Source organism: Streptomyces spongiicola (assembly GCF_003122365.1).
GTDB lineage: Bacteria > Actinomycetota > Actinomycetes > Streptomycetales > Streptomycetaceae > Streptomyces > Streptomyces spongiicola.
This window is the reverse complement of sequence record NZ_CP029254.1, coordinates 6,851,195-6,867,978: the sequence shown is the minus strand read 5'-3', so window position 1 is coordinate 6,867,978 and position 16,784 is coordinate 6,851,195. Positions and strand designations below refer to the sequence as shown.

At 74.1% G+C, this 16,784-nt stretch carries 12 protein-coding genes; 2 read left to right on the top strand and 10 right to left on the bottom strand.

Annotated features, from left to right (window positions below):
- Positions 1–78: 78 nt before the first annotated feature.
- From DDQ41_RS29840 to DDQ41_RS29795, 7 genes are all read right to left on the bottom strand, one after another.
- Positions 79–627, bottom strand: a complete 549-nt coding sequence (locus DDQ41_RS29840) for a hypothetical protein (protein ID WP_245991435.1) — start codon at positions 625–627, stop codon at positions 79–81.
- A gap of 706 nt (positions 628–1,333) precedes the next feature.
- On the bottom strand, positions 1,334–1,924 hold the full coding sequence (locus DDQ41_RS29835; protein ID WP_174720338.1) for a SixA phosphatase family protein: 591 nt from the start codon (positions 1,922–1,924) through the stop codon (positions 1,334–1,336).
- Between the two features lie 635 nt (positions 1,925–2,559).
- Positions 2,560–3,960 (bottom strand): amidase, encoded by a 1,401-nt coding sequence (locus tag DDQ41_RS29825; RefSeq protein WP_109297251.1) that lies wholly within the window; start codon positions 3,958–3,960, stop codon positions 2,560–2,562.
- A 108-nt stretch (positions 3,961–4,068) separates the two neighbouring features.
- Positions 4,069–5,466: a S1 family peptidase gene (locus tag DDQ41_RS29820; protein WP_109297250.1), complete on the bottom strand. Its 1,398-nt coding sequence runs from the start codon at positions 5,464–5,466 to the stop codon at positions 4,069–4,071.
- Positions 5,467–6,188: 722 nt separating this feature from the next.
- Positions 6,189–6,779, bottom strand: coding sequence for a PadR family transcriptional regulator (locus tag DDQ41_RS29810; protein WP_109297249.1), 591 nt, complete (start codon positions 6,777–6,779; stop codon positions 6,189–6,191).
- Between the two features lie 1,032 nt (positions 6,780–7,811).
- The gene (locus DDQ41_RS29800; RefSeq protein ID WP_174720337.1) at positions 7,812–8,024 is read right to left on the bottom strand and encodes a hypothetical protein; all 213 of its coding nucleotides are present in this window, start codon (positions 8,022–8,024) and stop codon (positions 7,812–7,814) included.
- 504 nt (positions 8,025–8,528) lie between these two features.
- Positions 8,529–9,065, bottom strand: a complete 537-nt coding sequence (locus DDQ41_RS29795) for a transglycosylase SLT domain-containing protein (protein ID WP_109297247.1) — start codon at positions 9,063–9,065, stop codon at positions 8,529–8,531.
- Between the two features lie 826 nt (positions 9,066–9,891).
- Here DDQ41_RS29795 and DDQ41_RS29785 point away from each other — a divergent pair.
- The gene (locus DDQ41_RS29785) at positions 9,892–11,022 is read left to right on the top strand and encodes a mechanosensitive ion channel family protein (RefSeq protein ID WP_109297245.1); all 1,131 of its coding nucleotides are present in this window, start codon (positions 9,892–9,894) and stop codon (positions 11,020–11,022) included.
- Positions 11,023–11,531: 509 nt separating this feature from the next.
- Here the strand turns inward: DDQ41_RS29785 and DDQ41_RS29775 are convergent.
- Both DDQ41_RS29775 and DDQ41_RS29770 read right to left on the bottom strand, forming a co-directional pair.
- Positions 11,532–12,899 carry a cation:proton antiporter gene (locus DDQ41_RS29775; protein WP_262508619.1) on the bottom strand — a complete coding sequence of 456 codons (1,368 nt, stop codon included), beginning with the start codon at positions 12,897–12,899 and terminating at the stop codon, positions 11,532–11,534.
- Positions 12,900–12,904: 5 nt separating this feature from the next.
- A complete protein-coding gene (locus DDQ41_RS29770) occupies positions 12,905–13,375 on the bottom strand; it encodes a cation:proton antiporter regulatory subunit (protein WP_109297243.1) in 471 nt (156 codons plus the stop codon).
- A 630-nt stretch (positions 13,376–14,005) separates the two neighbouring features.
- Here DDQ41_RS29770 and DDQ41_RS29765 point away from each other — a divergent pair.
- On the top strand, positions 14,006–15,409 hold the full coding sequence (locus DDQ41_RS29765; RefSeq protein WP_109298010.1) for an extracellular catalytic domain type 1 short-chain-length polyhydroxyalkanoate depolymerase: 1,404 nt from the start codon (positions 14,006–14,008) through the stop codon (positions 15,407–15,409).
- Between the two features lie 309 nt (positions 15,410–15,718).
- Here the strand turns inward: DDQ41_RS29765 and DDQ41_RS29760 are convergent, their stop codons facing one another.
- Positions 15,719–16,708, bottom strand: coding sequence for a TIGR03557 family F420-dependent LLM class oxidoreductase (locus DDQ41_RS29760; protein ID WP_109297242.1), 990 nt, complete (start codon positions 16,706–16,708; stop codon positions 15,719–15,721).
- Positions 16,709–16,784 lie beyond the last annotated feature (76 nt).

The window sequence follows — 16,784 nt, the reverse complement described above, 5'->3', positions numbered from 1 at the left end:
GACAAGGGCGGGATGTCCGGTGTGCCCACCGCCCGTACCGCCTCCGGCGCCCCGCCGGCCAAGGTGCGCGACACGGCGTCAAGGGCCCACGAGCAGTTTCACGGCGATCACGGCCATTCCGATGAGGGTGTCGACAATCCCGGAGACCACGGCACTCAGCGGTCCGTTGCCCATCCGCAGCCCGGTGCGCCAGCCCCACACGAACAGGCTCGCCGCGGCGAGCACCGCGCTCAGCAGCAGGGCGGCGTCAAGCTCCAGCACCCCCAGCGCCGAGACGCCGATCAGAACGAGCGGTCCCACGGCGGAGAGCAGCAGCGGACTGGAGACGTACAGCGCGGCGCGGATCTCCCCGAGGGTCGCGCCGCGCCCCGTCAGCGCCCGGTGCGACTGCTCGTCGGCGACGAGGGTGGCCAGCCAGACCCCGAGTGCGGTCACGGCCACCGTGAGGGCGGACTCCAGGTGCGCGGGGTGCGCCGTCTCGGACAGGGCGACCGTGACGGCGGTGATCGTGATGGTCGCGTAGATGCGCTCCTTCAGCCGGGCCGCCGCGGTCTCGCCCGCCTTCGGGGCGCCGTGCGACGCCTCCGGGACCGCCGCCCCCGGGCCCTGCCGTCCCGATGCCGCCATGTCTCACCGGCCCTTTCCGATGGCACACCGTAGGGGCCGGTGCCGTGTCCGGCCGAGGCGCAGCGCGGGGGTTGGGCCGCTCGGGGTACCCTGCGCGGCCCGGCGGCGGACGGCGGCCGTACGGCGGGGTGTGCCGGCCGTACGGCGGGGTGTGGTGCACGGTGCAGGGCCGCGGCGCCCGGCCCGTACGGCACGACGTACCGGCCGTTCGGCGCGGACCCGGCGCTACTCCGCCGCATCTCAGGCGTGTCTCGGCCGCATCTCCGCCGCATCTCAGGCCTGTCTGAGGCGCATCTCAGGCGCACATCCGAAACGCCCCGGAGCACGTCCCGCGCACCTCGGGCGCGTCTCCGGCACACTCGCGCGCACGCCCAAGGCGCGTCGGACACCGGGCAGGAACACGCCAGGCCCAGGGCAGACGCAGGACAGAGGCAGGACAGAGGCATATCGGGCGCATGTCGGGCGTAGAGCAGACACCAGGCAGGCGCAGGGCAGGCGTACCTCCCAAGCGCGTCCGGCCCGTCTCGGGCGCACCGCCGCAGCGCGCCGGAACCCGTCCCGCGCTCTCCGGGCACAGGCCCGGCCTGCGACGGGAGCCGGGACCCCACCGCCCGCCTCCAGCCCCGGGGCAGTCCGCCTCGTGCTCTCGCGCCCACCCGCTTCACGCCCCGGGTCGCCGAGCCGGGCGGTGGGGGCCGTACCGAGTTCAGTCCGCGGCGCCGCGGGGGACGGCGACATCGGTGAGCAGGGAGCCCCCGGGGGCGGCCTCGGGCCATGACGTCTGCTGGGTCAGCACCGCGATGGCCGAGGTCGGGAACTTCTCCTCGACCCGCTGGAGGGTGTCGCCGAGGCCTTCCGGCGCCAGCAGCAGCACGAACTCCTCGAGCGCCGGATTGTGGCCGACGAGCAGCAGGGTCGCCACCTCGTCCGGGGTCTCCCGCACGACGGCGAGCAGGTCCATGGCGTCCGCGCCGTAGAGCCGCGGGTCATGGCGGGCCGCCGGGCCGGCGGGTAGCTCCCGGGCGGCGAGGTCCCAGGTCTGGCGGGCACGGACGGCGGTCGAGCACACCACGAGGTCCGGGACACAGCCTGCGTCCCGCAGCCAGCGGCCCGCGGCGGGCGCGTCGCGCAGCCCGCGCTCGGCCAGTGGCCGCTCGGCATCGGCCACGCCGGGCGGCCGGGCGGACTTCGCGTGCCTGAGGACGACCAGTCGTCGGAGAGTCGTCAAGGGGCCTCCACCCGTCGGGCCTCCACCCGTCGGTGAGCGGCGACAGTCTGTGGGCCGCAAGCTTTCCATCCCCCGGCGGCCCGGGCCAGTGCACATACCCGGTTACCACGGCCCGGCCGCCGGGAGTGCACCGGTGCGCTCCCCGGGCGCCGGGCGCCGGGCCGGCGGGACCGCGCCACCAGCGATCCGGCCGCCGTCCCGACCGCCCGCTCCCCCGTCACCCGCCAGCTGCCCCGGGCGCTCGGCGACGCCGCGTTCGCCACCGAACCGATCGCGAGCGAGCTGGTCACCAACACGATCCGGTACGCGGGTTCGCCGGCGCGGCCGCGTCTGATCCGCGACCGCGTCCGGACCTGCGAAGCGTCCGACGACAACAGCACCGCACGTCCGGACCTGCGAAGCGTCCGACGACAACAGCACCGCACGTCCGGACCTGCGAAGTGTCCGACGGCGACAGCGACCCCGCCCCGGCGGTGCCATGCCCCTACTACGGGCGAGGGCGGCCGGGGCCTGCTGCTGGTGGCGCGGTGCCCCGGGCGCGGGGGCACCGCGCCACACGGAGAACGGCAAGACCATCCGGGCCGAAATGGCATCATCTGACGGCCCCGGCTCCCCCGCGCGCCTTCCGGCGGAGCGCCCGCGGGGCCCCGTCCGCCCCGCACAGCCACCCACACCGGTGGCACCCGGCCCGCAAGGGCCCCGGCTCAGGCCGGCAGCGGCCTGCGATCGGACCAGGGGCGGGCCCGCTCCAGCTCTGCGGCCAGGGACAGCAGCGTCGTCTCGTCGTCGCGGCGGCCGACGAGCTGTACGGCGAGGGGCAGTCCGCAGGCAGTGAATCCGGCCGGGACCGATGCCGCGGGGTTGCCGGTGACGTTCCACAGCGCGCAGTACGCGATCATCGGCAGGGACCGCAGGGCAGCTCGCACCGTGCCGGTGCCCTCCAGGCGGCCCGCCGTGGGCGGAAGGCCGGCGATCGTCGGGGTGAGCAGCACGTCGACCCGGTCGAACACCCGGTTCGCCCGGACGGCCGCCCGCTCCCCCCGGTCCATCGCCCACCGGGTGACGGCGGGTCCGGCCCAGGCACCGAGGCGGACGGACTCACGGGTGCGCCGCTCCAGCCGGGCGTAGTCGTCGACCGCGAACGCCTCCGTGCGCAGTCCGGCGAAGAACTGCGGCACGAACGCGGCGGTGGAGTCGGGGTAGCCGGGATCGATCTCCTCCACCCGGTGCCCCAGTCCGGCCAGCAGGGCGGCCGTCCCGGTGACGGCCTCGACGACCTCCGGCGCGGGCCGCACGCCTCGTGCGGCGGGCCGGGTGGACCAGCCGATCCGCAGCCGGGGGCCTTCGGCGGTCGCGGCGGCCGCGAAGGAGCCGGCGGGTGTGCCGGCACGGAACATGTCACCGGGCAGGGAGCCGCGGATCGCGTCGTGGACGAGGCCGGAGTCCAGCACCGAGCGCGTCAGCGGTCCGAGCACCCCGAGCGCCCACCACAGATGCGGATGCGGCGCGGTGCTGACCCGGCCCCGGGTGGGCTTCAGGCCGAACAGGCCGCAGCAGGCGGCCGGAATGCGGATGGAGCCGCCGCCGTCGCCACCGATGGCGGCCGGAACCAGCCCGGCCGCGACCGCGCTCGCCGAGCCGCCGCTGGAGCCGCCGGGTGAGCGGTCCGGTGCCCAGGGGTTGCGGGTGCTCCCGTGCGCTGACGACTCGGTGAACGGGAACAGGCCGAACTCGGGCATGTTCGTCTTGCCGACGATGACCGCGCCCGCGGCGCGCAGTCGGCGCACCACCTCCGAGTCCGCCTTCGCGGGGCGGGTGCGGGCGGCGGTGCCGAACGTCGTCACCCGGCCCGCGACGTCGTTCTCCTCCTTGATCGCCACCGGTACGCCGTGCAGCGGGCCGCGCTGCTCGGGGGCGGTGGCGTCCCTGCGTCCGGCCTCGGCCAGCGCCTCCTCGGCCATGACGGCGGTGAAGGCGTTGAGGCTGACGTCGTGGCGCTCGATGCGGGTGAGGAGCAGCCCGGTGAGTTCCCGGGCCGACACCTCGCCGGAGCGGACGGCCGCGGCCTGTCCGGCGACGCCCGCATACGCAAGATCGTCCGTCATGGCGGGGAAGCTACCCGCCGGCGCCGCGGCCGCAGAAGCGCACCCGGTGCGTGACGCTCGTCACATCGGGTGTTCCCCTGGGGACCCGGGCCCCCGGGGCCGCGCCCCTCAGGCCCAGGTCTGCGAGTAGTACTCCCGGTAGTTGCGGCGGCCCTGCGCCGTCTGGATCCAGCGGCTGACGACCAGCAGGAGCAGGCTCGCGCCGATGACGCCGACACCGGGGGCGACCGCACCCAGGGGGCCGAGCCCGGCGGCGATGTCGGTGACGATCCCGGGGCCGGACGTGCCGCCCCACGGCGGCACGGCACCGCTCCCCGTACCCGCGCCGGGCCCCGTGCCGCCGGCGGCGGGCGCCGACGGGTCCGCGGGAGCGGCGGGTTGTCCGTCCACGCTGCCGGGCGGGGCGGGGGGAGGCCCGCTGAGCGCCACCCCGAGCGACGCCATGGCGCTGGTGACCGGCTGGAAGTAGGTGGTGCCGCCGCTGTCGCAGTCGCCGGTGCCACCCGAGGTGACACCGAGCGCGATGCCCTGGGCGAACAGCGGACCGCCACTGTCCCCGGACTCGGCGCAGACGGTGGTCTCGATCAGCCCGCCGACGGTGCCCTCGGGGTAGTTGACGGTCGCGTTGAGCGCGGTCACCCGCCCGGAACGGAGTCCGGTGGTGCTTCCGCTGCGGAAGACCTCCTGGCCGACGGCGGGATCGGCCGCCCCGACGATCCGTACCCCGCGGCCCTCCCCGATGGCCACGACGCCGGCGGCGGCCGGATCGGGCACGGCGTTCTCGTCGTAGCGCACCAGGGAGTAGTCACCGCCCGGGAAGCTGCCGGCGACCGTGCTGCCGACCCGGTCGTTGCGTCCGCGGTCGCCGAACCAGGTGGTACCGACGGGCCCGCAGTGGCCCGCCGTGAGGACGAACGACCGCTGCCCGTCGGTGACGTTGAAGCCGGCGGAGCACCGGCTGGCCCCGCCGAAAATCGGTGCGCCGCCGTTCAGCCGGGTGGTGAAGGTGCCCTGGCTCCGTTCCATGCGGACGAAGCCGCCGATGCCCTCGGCGAGTTCGGTGAGCCGCGACCAGTCGGAGGCGGACACGGTGCGGTCGGCGCGCACCACGACCTCGTTGGTGCGGTAGTTCACCGCCCACGCGGTGCCCGTCACCCGCGGCGCGCCGCGCAGGGTCTCGGTGGCCGAGCGCAGTTCGTCCGTGCTGTGGTCAACGACCTTGGGGTTCGCGCCCGCCCTGCGCACCTCGGCGGCGGCGCCCTGGTCGGTCACGGCGACCACGGGGCGGCCGTCGTCGCCGACCCAGCTCCCCGCGGTCCGCGACGTCCCGAGCCGTTCGACCACCGCACCTCCGGGCGCGGCGGCCGGTTGGGCGGGGGCCGTGCCTGCCACCGGCGCCCGGGTCTCCCCCGCCATGGCGCTGGAGACCATCAGCGAGCCGCAGACCAGCCCGCCGACCGCCGCCAGCCGGGCGATCCGCTGAAGGTTCCGTCGTGCGTGCCTCATCCGCGGCCCCAAGGTCGTACCGACACGGTGTCACCAGGTGTGCGGGGCCCGGCCCGGGAAGCGGCCCCGGCCCCACCGTCTATACGCGGCCCGGCGCGCCGCCGTTCAAAGGGGGTGTCCATGCCCTCACGGGACGGGCGCCATGAGGGTGTTCGGTTCGGACGGGTGAGGGCGGCCGGGGCCGCGGTCCCCGACAGCGAGCGGGAGCTGTTCGGCGGGGCCGCTGCGGTACGACATGGGCCGGGCGGAGCACGAGCGGGCGCGGCTGGAGATGCCGATGCACAGCGCGGTGCGGGTGGTCCGGGACGGCGCGGGCAGCGGGGTCGGGGCGCCCCGGGAGGACCCGGCGCGCGGAGGCCGGTTGGCCCCCGGACCTGGTGGATCCGGTGGATCCGGTGGATCTTCGGTGGACCTGGTGGATCCCGTGGATCTTCGGTGGATCCGCTGGACCTGGTGGAACCCGGTGGCTCCGAGGCGGAGGCGGCCCCCGGCGCGCGGAGGTCGATTCCGCCCGCCGGTTCGGCACGAGGCCGGGGAAGGGCGGCGGACGGGCCTGCGCCGGAGCGGCGAACGCCCCGGCGTCCTTCCTGCGGTCCGGCGGCCCGACGGTTGGGGGGCCTCGCATTCCGGCGGTTCGGTTGCTCGGTGACTCGGTGACTCGGTGGCAGGCGGTCCCGCGGCCGGCATTCCGGCGGGGCGGCGGCGGTCCGGCGGGGCGCCCCTCAGAGGTCCCGGCGCCGGGGGCCGCCCTCCGCGGGCCTGGCCTGCCGCGCGCGGAGGACCGCGGCCGTCCGTGCGCACCAGTCGGCAGTCTCCTGCTCGAAGCGCAGTCCCCGCAGACAGGTCAGATAGGGCCCGACACGGTCCGCGGTGGCGAGAAAGGTCTCTTCGTCGAGGTCGCCGCGCAGCCGCCGCAGGAAGCGCTCGAAGATGTCGGTCTTGGCGGCGGCCATCGCGGCCCGTTCGTCGAGTTGCTCGACCACCGGCCCGACGGGCGCGCTGTCCGCGGCCTGCACCTTGACCATGAGGTCGTCACGGATGAAGGACGGTTTCGCCGCGGCCTCGGCGAAACGCGCCAGCTCCCCCAGCCCTTCTGCGGTGATGGTGAACAGCCGCTTCGGCGGACGGGATCGCTGGACCACATGGCGGCCCTCGACGAGTCCGGCCCTCTCCAGTTTCGCGAGTTCCAGATAGAGCTGCTGCGGCAGTGCGTGCCAGAAGTTCGCCACCCCGAGGTCGAAGGCCTTGGCGAGCTGGTAGCCGCTGGACTCCCCGTCCAGCAGGGCCGCGAGCACCGCATGGCGCAGCGCCATGTCTCCGCCTCCCGCTCCGTCTCGTGTCCCGTTCCCGACCGTGCGCAGCCTACTCAACGACATGAGCGGTCATACGCCGCCCGAAGGGAGCGGACGGCGGCGGGGGCGGAGCCCCGCCGTCGCCGCGGGTCCCTCCCGTCACCGGCATCCCCGATGGCACCGGCGGCGCCCGCGCAGGGCCCGGCCGGTCGGCTCGGCAGGGCGCCGACCGGTCAGGGCGACCACCCTCCGGGCTGACTGCCGGTCAGGGCATGCACCCCCTTCGGGGTGACGGGGCGGTTCCGCTGCGGAAGCCGTGGGACGGGCTCGCCGCAGCGGGTCTCCCGAACCGCACCCACACCCGCACCCGCACCCGCACCCGGGCACGGACACGGACACGGGACCGGCGGTGGACCACGGCCCCCGTAGGCTCCCGTAGGCCCCCGACCACGCCACCACGTGGTGTGCACCGCCCCGGGCCATGTCCGGGGCGGGAGCCCTTCCGCGGGGCACGGTCTTGACGGCCATGGCACACGGGGACCTGTGGACGCCGGACGCGGGCGGGAGCCGGGAGCCGGAGGCCGGGAGCCGGGAGCCGGGCGCCGGGCGCCGGGCGCCGGGGGCCGGGGGCCGGGGGCCGTTACACGAGCCGTGCGGGCACCAGGCGCGCGAAGCCGTGCACGAGGGTTCCTTTTCCGCCAGAGTGGCGCGTACTGTGCGGATCCCCGGCACCCGTCCGCCGGGGATCCGCGGTGCACCTCCCCCCTTGCGCACCGCCGCGAGACCCCGCCCGCATCCGCACGGCGGGGCCTCGCCACGTCGCGCCCGCGCTGCCGGGATCCGTCCCACCCGCCGCCCCGTCCGGCCGGTGAAGTCGGACCCGCCCGGTGTCGCGAGGCGGTGGGCCGTTGCGGTCTCGTCACCGGGCCGCCACCCGGGCACGCCCATGAACGGACCGGGCGAACCAGGCGGAGGACGCGGGCAAGCCAGACCAGGTAGCGGAGCCAGGCGGGGCAATCGGAGCAAACAGGGCAGACGAGTCAGACGAGGCGGTCACGCTGACCCGGACTCGGCCCGCGTCCCGTTCACCGCCACCGTCACCGTCACGGTCACCGCGAGTACGGCCGTCCCGGAGCGCAGTCCGGTGAGACGGCCCGTCGAGGGGTCGTACGCCGCGACGTGCCACGGTTTCGCGCGGGCCGGATCGCCGACGTACATGTACGGCGAACCGCTCCAGTCGGTACTCGTCGGAAGGCTGGCCGGCACCTCGCGGGCGCCGCCGGTGCCCTGCCCTGCCGGACGTCGATGGTGACGGGGGCCGCGGTCCCCGCCGGTTACCGGGAAGGGTGCGGCCGCCCCGGGGCGCGCCTCGGGGGGACGAGCGGCGAGGGGGCCGGCGAACGAACGCACGGGAGCGAGCGGGAACGAGCGGAAACGAGCGGAAACGGCACGGACGGGCAGGGATATCACGAGCGAACGGAGCGACACGGGCCGGCGGCGGGGACGGGGTGAGCCGGAACCGCAGGAACCACCCGACACCCGACGCGGCGTCGGGGAACAGCGCAGATCGACGCCTACCGGTTCGAGCTGCCGTTCGGCACCCGAAGCGGCGGCGCGGAACAGAGGCGTGGACTCGCCGTGGAGGGCCCGCGGCAGGCCGCCGGGCCCGGCGGGGCCCGGGGCGAGGGCCGCGGACCCGGACGCGAGGCTCATGGCCGCGGACCCGGACGCGAGGCGCTCAGGGAAGGTGTGCGGCGGACGGGACGCGGCTCAGTATGCGGAGTCGACGTTGTCGATGGAGCCGTAGCGGTCGGCGGCGTAGTTGGCGGCGGCGGTGAGGTTGGCGACCGGGTCCGTCACATCGCGCTCGGTGCCGTTGACGTGGTAGGCGTCGAAGGTGGGCTGGATGACCTGGAGCAGGCCCTTGGACGGGATGCCGTTCCTGGCGTTGACGTCCCAGTTGTTCTGCGCGTTCGGGTTGCCGCCGGACTCGCGCATGATGTTGCGGTGCAGGCCCTCGTAACTGCCCGGGATGCCTTCGGACTTCATGACGTCCAGGGCCTCACGGATCCACCCGTCGAGATTGTTCTTGTACTGCTTCTGGTCCTGTTTCGCCTTCTTCGCCGGAGCCTCGGCCGCCGCAGCCCCGACGGCCCCGACGGCGGCCGAACCCTGTTCGGCGGCGTGCGCCGGCGACGGGGCCAGCGTGAGGGCCGCCGCCGCGGCAGCGGCGGTGGCGATGCCGGCGACGGAGAGCTTGCGGAGGCGGGCGATGCGGCCGGCGGTGGACTGCGTGCGAACGGTCATGCGGGGGACTCCGGTGATGGACTGCGTGGGGAGGAACCGACGGACGGTTCGGCGGAGCCGAGCGGTCGGCGCGGGATGGCGGCCCGCTCGGCCCGGCACTCACTCCCCGGGACGCCAGTCATCGTGGAGGGCCTCCCCACCACGACGCAAAGATGTGACGTACTACCGCCTTACGGAGAAATGTCCGTTTTCTCGGCAGGGGGTCGCCGTCCAGGGGGCGCCCGGCGCTCTTCGCCACTACCGGGCTTAGGACGTGACCCACCTCCTATGTCCGGCATCACACCGGGGGCGGCACGTCCGGCATGCGCCGTCACCTCGGGTGTTCGCGGACATACCCGGCGTCGATCGCCGCGCACCGCCCGCCGCGCACCGCCCTCGCGCGCGGCCCGGTGGGCCGGTCGGGCAGCAGGAACACCCCGCCACCGGAGAGACGGCTGCCCGGCATGGCACCGCCCGGCCCGCCGGGGTACCACCCGAAGGCCTGGCCAAAGGCCTGACCGAAGTACTGACCGAAGTACTGACCGAAGTACTGACCGAAGCAGCAGACCGGGCCGAGCGGGCCGGGCCGGGATCGACGCCACGGGCCGGGCCGCGGCACGCTCATGGGCTGCTCTGCGGGCTGGGGCGGCACACCGGGGCCTGATTATATGACGGTGCGACAGATACGGCAGGATGAAGCATCGCGCCCGACGGATCCGAACGGCCCGGCGCGGCATACAGCGGCATTCCCCGACACTCACAGGTGGCTCGTGACGACACTTCACATCCGCTTCAGACCTGCGGGCGCACCCGTCCGCACCCCCTCTCCCACCCCGGGAGGTACGCGGTGACCCGGGCCCTCACACTGCACGACCTGATCGTCGCCGGTATCGCGCTGGCGGCCGGTACGGCGGCAGCCCTGCTGCTCCGGGTGATCCTGAGATGGCTCGGAGTACGGGCCGGGAGGACGAAGTGGAGCGGCGACGACATCATCGTCGACGGCCTGCGGACGATCGTCCCCTGGGCCGCGCTGACCGGGGGAGCGGCGATCGCCACCTCGGCGCTTCCGCTCACCGCCCGGGTCGGGCGCAACGTCACCATGACCCTGACCGCGGTGCTGATCCTGGCGGCGACGGTCACGGCCGGACGGGTCGTGGCCGGAATGGTGAGAGCCCTCGCGCAGTCCAGGTCGGGGGTCGCCGGCTCGGCCACGATCTTCGTCAACATCACCCGCGTCGTCGTGCTGGCCATGGGCTTCCTGGTCATGCTGGAGACTCTGGGCGTCTCCATAGCGCCACTTCTCACGGCGCTGGGCGTGGGCGGTCTGGCGGTGGCGCTGGCCCTGCAGGACACCCTGGCCAATCTCTTCGCGGGCGTCCACATCCTCGCGTCCCGCACGGTGCAGCCCGGCCACTACATCAAGCTCAGCAGCGGCGAGGAGGGGTACGTCGTCGACATCAACTGGCGCAACACCGTCGTGCGCACCCTCTCGGACAACCTTGTGATCATCCCCAACATAAAGCTGTCCGGCACCAACATGACCAACTACCACCGTCCCGAACAGCACATGTCACTCAACGTCCAGGTGGGGGTCGGGTACGACAGCGACCTCGACCATGTCGAACGGGTCACGACCGAGGTCGTGAAGAGCGTCATGGCCGATGTGGAAGGGGGACTGCCCGACCATGAACCCCTCATCCGCTTCCACACGTTCGGCGACTCCCGCATCGGGTTCACCGTGATCCTCGGCGTCGGCGAGTTCAGCGACCAGTACCGGATCAGGCACGAGTTCATCAAGCGGCTGCACCGGCGCTACCGCTCCGAGGGCATCAGTGTGCCCGCGCCCCGGCGCATCGTCTCCGTACACCAGACCGAGGTCACACAGCCCGAGATCCCGCAGCCCGAGATCCCGATCCCCGGTCCGCGCGTCGCCACTGACGCGATGACCACGCCGGTGAACCCGACGCCGCCGGTGTGACCCGCGCGCCCGGGCGCCCGGCCACCCCGCCCCGCGCCCGGTCCCGGTCGGTCCCGGTCCCGGCCTGCGGCTCCCGGGGGCCCGGCATGGGCCCGGCGCGGCGCTTCCGCCTGCCGGGCCCATGCCGGAACGGTGACCCCGGCCGGCGCCGGGTCCGCGATCGAGCGCTACGCGTACGGAACCCGAGCGGTACGCGTACGGAACCGGAGCGCTACGCGTACGGAACCCGAGCGGTACGCGTACGGAACCCGAGCGGTACGCGTACGGAACCCGAGCGGTACGCGTACGGAACCGGAGCGGTACGCGTACGGAACCCGAGCGGTACGCGTACGGAACCGGAGCGGTACGCGTACGGAACCCGAGCGGTACGGGCACGGCACCCCCGCCGGCCCCGCGGCAGCGCTCTCGGGCCCCCGGCCGGCCCCGCGGCAGCGGTTCCCGCGGCCCCGGTGGCCCCTGCGTCCGGCGGGGGCCGCCGGGGTCTCCGCGGGCCGCGGGCCGCGGGCCTCTCAGGCGCGGTCCACCGCGCCCCGGTCCATCGGGTCATGGTCCGGCAGCGAGTCCGGTGCCTCCGCCGCGTCCCGCAGCGCCGCCCCGTCCGGCACCGTGTCGCGGGCCGTCGCGGGGCCGCCGGACGGACCGTTCACGGCAGGTTCCGGGGTCCGCGGCACCCCCGGTGCGGCCCCCGTCGGTGTGCCGAGCCCGGTGCGGCGGGTCAGGCGGGTCAGGCGGGTCAGGCGGGTCGCGAGGGGTTCGGTGTAGCGGGCGGTGAGGGGGCCGACGACGACGAGGATGAGGACGTACGCGGTGGCGAGCGGGCCCAGCGCCGGTTGGATGCCGGCGGTGACGGCCAGGCCGGCGATGACGATCGAGAACTCGCCGCGGGCCACCAGTGTGCCGCCGGCGCGCCAGCGCCCCTTGACACCGACCCCGGCCCGTCTGGCGGCCCAGTAGCCCGTCGCGACCTTGGTGCAGGCCGTGACGACGGCCAGGGCGAACGCCGGCAGGATGACCGGGGGGATGCTGGCCGGATCGGTGTGCAGTCCGAAGAAGACGAAGAAGACGGCCGCGAACAGATCCCGCAGCGGACTCAGCAGCGTGTGGGCGCCCTCGGCCACCTCGCCGGAAAGGGCGATGCCCACGAGGAACGCGCCGACCGCGGCGGAGACCTGCAACTGCTGGGCGATGCCCGCGACCAGCAGCGTCAGCCCCAGAACGACCAGCAGCAGCTTCTCCGGGTCGTCGCTGGAGACGAAGCGCGAGATGACCCTGCCGTAGCGCAGGGCCACGAAGAGCACCGCTCCGGCCACGCCCAGGGCGATCGCGAGCGTGATGCTGCCCGCGGCGAGGCCCACCCCCGCCAGCAGGGCCGTGACGATCGGCAGATAGACCGCCATCGCCAGGTCCTCGAGGACGAGGATGCTCAGGATCACCGGCGTCTCGCGGTTGCCGATCCGCCCGAGGTCGCCCATCACCTTGGCGATGACCCCGGAGGACGAGATCCAGGTCACACCGGCCAGGACCACCGCCGCCACCGGCCCCCATCCGAGCAGCAGCGCCACGACGGCACCGGGCACGGCGTTGAGGACGAAGTCGACCAGACCGGCCGGGTACTGGGTCTTGAGGTTGGACACCAGATCACTGGCCGTGTACTCCAGGCCCAGCATCAGCAGCAGCAGGATGACGCCGATCTCGGCGCCGATCGCGACGAACTCCTCGCTCGCACCGAGCGGCAGGAGCCCGCCCTCGCCGAAGGCCAGACCGGCGAGCAGATACAGCGGGATCGGGGAGAACCGGAAACGGCCGGCGACACGGCCCAGGAGGCCGAGGCCGAGGATGATCGCACCGAACTCGATCAGGAAGAGGGCGGAGTGCACGCGGGTCACTCCCGTCCGAGAATCGCCGCCGCCGCCTCGACGCCCTCACGGGTGCCGATGACGATGAGCGTGTCGCCGCCGGCGAGCCGGAAGTCGGGCGTCGGCGACGGGATCGCCTCCGCCCTGCGCAGCACGGCGACCACGGACGCACCCGTGTCGGTCCGCATCCGCATGTCCCCGAGTACCCGGCCGTTCCAGTGCGAGTGCGCGGACAGCTCGATGCGCTCGGCGACCAGGCCGAGGTCTGTGGTGTGGAGCACATTGGGGCTGTGGTGGTCCGGCATCAGCGCGTCGATGAGCGACGCCGTCTCCGTCGGTGAGAGATGGAGGGACTGGGCGCAGGCGTCGGGGTCGTCGGCACGGTAGACGTTCACCGTCCTGGTGCCGTCCCGGTGGGCGATCACCGACAGATGGCGGTGTTCACGTGTGCTGAGGTCGTACTGGACACCGATGCCGGGCAGCGGCGTGGTGCTCATCCGTGAGGCAGGCACGGCCCATCCCCTCTGGTCTTGCGGACTGATGTACATACCGCGGCACCGGCCGGTCGCCCGGCACACGCGGCGAGGTGCCATGCTGCCATCCCCTCCACTGGACTCGAACACGGTGTCGACGGGTGAGCGGAGGCGCGGCCCGGTTGCGGTACGCGGATCAGGGCGCCGGTCAGGGCGTCCGCGGCAACGGTGACGGCTCACATCGCGGGACGTCGCGGGGTGGGGCGCGCCGCCATTACCCGCCCGTTTCCCCGGTCGTACGTTCCGCGCAGCCCGGGCGTCGCACCACGGCACCCGGTTCCCGTACCCGGCCGCCGAGACGCGGCCGCCGCTCCGGTCCGGCCGAACGACGGAGGCATCGCCATGGATCCGCATCCCGCAGGCTCCCCCAAGGTCCGGCTCCGGCCCGCCCGCGGGGGTCCCGCCCTTCCCGCCCTTCCCGCCCTTCCCGCCCTTCCCGCCCGTTCACCCCGTCCGGCCCGTCCGGCCCGTCCGGCCCAGCCGATCCGTCCACCCCGTCCACCCCGTCCACCCCGTCCGCCGCATCCGGCCCTTCCGGCCCCGTCGGCCCGTCCGCTCCGTCCGCTCCGTCCGGTCCCCCGGGTAGCCCGGGGCCTGCTGCTGCCACTTCTCGCCCTCCTCTTCGGCCTGCTCCCCGCCCCGGCGCAGGCCGCGAGCCTGACGGAGGTGACCGGCTTCGGCTCCAACCCAGGCGGTCTGCGGATGTTCCGCTACGTACCCGACGGGCTGCCCGGCGGCCGACCGCTCGTGGTCGCGCTGCACGGCTGCACCCAGTCGGCCGCCGCGTACGACGACGAGACGGGCTGGACGCGATGGGCCGACGCATGGGGCTTCGCACTCGTGCTGCCACAGCAGCGGTCCGCCAACAACGCCGGCTCCTGCTTCAACTGGTTCCAGCGGACCGACGCCTCACGCGGACAGGGCGAAGCCCTGTCCGTGAGGCAGATGGTCGACCGGATGGCCGCCGACCACGGCACGGACCGCTCCCGGGTGTATGTGACGGGGCTGTCGGCCGGTGGCGCGATGACCGCGGCCATGGCCGCCTCGTACCCGGACGTCTTCGCCGGGGCGGCGGTCGTCGCCGGCGTCCCCTTCGACTGCGCCCGCACCCTCGCCGCTGCGTTCGGCTGTATGAGCCCGGGATCCGACCTCGGCGCACGGCAGTGGGGCGACAGGGTCCGGGCGGCGTACCCGTCCTATCCCGGTCCCTATCCGGTGATGGCGGTGTGGCACGGCACCGCCGACGGCACCGTGGCTCCCGTGAACATGACCGAGCTCGTCGAGCAGTGGACCGACGTGCACCGGACCGACGCGGTCGCGGACGACGAGGACACGGTGGCGGGCCATCCGCACAAGGTGTACCGGGACAGCGGCGGCCGGGCCGTGGTGGAGTCGTACAGCCTGACCGGCATGGGACACGGGCAGCCCGTCGACCCGGGCAGCGGGGAATCCCAGTGCGGGACCGCAGGCCCGTATGCGCTGGACGCGAACATCTGCGGCTCCTACTGGATCGGCCGCACCTGGGGACTCGGCACTCCGGACGGCGGAGGCACGCTTCCCGCGCCGTCCGCTCCGGCGGTCACCTCGGTCGGGGACTCGTCGGTCTCCCTGACGTGGGGCGCCGTCGAGGGTGCGGCGTCCTACCGGGTCCTCCGCGACGGGGCCGTGGCCGGCACATCACCGTCGACCTCGTTCACCGACTCGGGCCTCTCCCCCGGTACCACCTACGCATACACGGTCTCGGCCGTGGACGGCTCCGGTGCCGCCGGTGCGCACTCGGCAGCGGTGCAGGCGACGACGACGGGGACACCGAACGCCTGCCACACCGACAACACGTACAACCATGTGGCGGCGGGCCGTGCCCACCAGGTCCAGGGCACGGTATACGCCAACGGCTCCGGTCAGAACATGGGTCTCTACAACGTCCATGTCACCCGCACCCTCCAGGAGACCTCCCCCGGCTACTTCGTGATCGCCGATTCCGGCTGCCCCTCCTGACGCGGGCCCGCCCGCACCGGTGGCGCACCCGCCGGTGCCCCGGGTGTCCGCTCGTCTGCCCCGGCGACCGGTGCCGAAGAGGCGGCGACGGGGGGCGAGGGGTCCGCCTCGCCCCCGACCCGCTCCCGCGCCACCGTGCCACCCCCCGCCCGAGGGCAGGCCCCACGCACGTCCGGGAACACCCTCCACGTCGACGACCGGGCCGGTGCCCCGCGCGCAGGCCCCACGCACGTCCGGGAGCACGCCGCCTGCCGGGGCGCCACCACGGCCTTCAGCCGCCGGCCCACGCACGTCCGGGAGTACGCCTCCTCAGGCCGCGACGGCGCCGCCCCCGCCGAGCGTGTGCAACTCGGACAGGAGCTTCTCCTCGGCCCATGTCAGGAAGTCGTGCTGTGCGCGGCCGCCGATCTGCACGAGGGCCACCTCGGTGAAGCCCGCGCCGACGAAGCCCCGCACCGCGTCCACGACCGCCTCCGGGTCGTCTCCGCAGGGGATGGCCTCCGCCACGTCCTCGGGCCGTACAAACCGGGTGGCCGCCTCGAACGAGTCGGGGTTCACAAGTTCCGCTTTCGCCTTCCCGCCCATGCCGAACCACCTGAACTGCTCGTGCGCCCGCCGGACCGCGGCCTCGCGGTCGGTGTCGTAGCAGACGACCAGCTGCCCGACGCGGGGCTTGCCCGATCCCCCGGCCCGCTCGAAGGACTCCGTGAGCGAGCGCTCCGGCCTGACCGCGATCATGAAATCGGCCAGCCGGCCGGCGAGTCCGCACGAACGCTCGTCCGAGACGGCGAAGCCGATCGGCGGCGGCTGGTCCGGCAGGTCCCACAGCTTGGCGGAGTCCACGGTGAAGTGCCCTCCCCGCCTGCTGACGTGCTCCCCCCGGAACAGCTCCCGGATGATGCCGGCCGCCTCACCGAGCATCTCGAGACGCACATCGGCGGCGGACGGCCAGTCCCCGACGATGTGCTCGTTGAGGTTCTCCCCCGGTCCCAGGCCGAGCCGGAACCTCCCCTCGGAGAGGATCTGGAGCGTCGCCGCCTTCTGCGCGACGACGGCTGGGTGGTATCTCATCGTCGGGCAAGTCGCGAAGGTCATCAGCGGAATCTCGGTCGTGGCCTGCGCCACCGCGCCCAGCACGCTCCAGGCATACGGTGAGTGCCCCTGGGCGCGCAGCCGGGGAGATGCCTGGTCGGAGGTCATGGAGAAGTCGAACCCGACGTCCTCCGCGTGCATCGCGTGATCGACGAGCTGTCGTGGGCCGGCCTGCTCGGCCAGCATCACATATCCGATTTGCACCATATTGCCGGGTTGCCCGTGGCCGGGGCCGGGAAACTCCCGGGCCGCCCCATCGCGAAAGCCGGAGAGGGCGGCGACC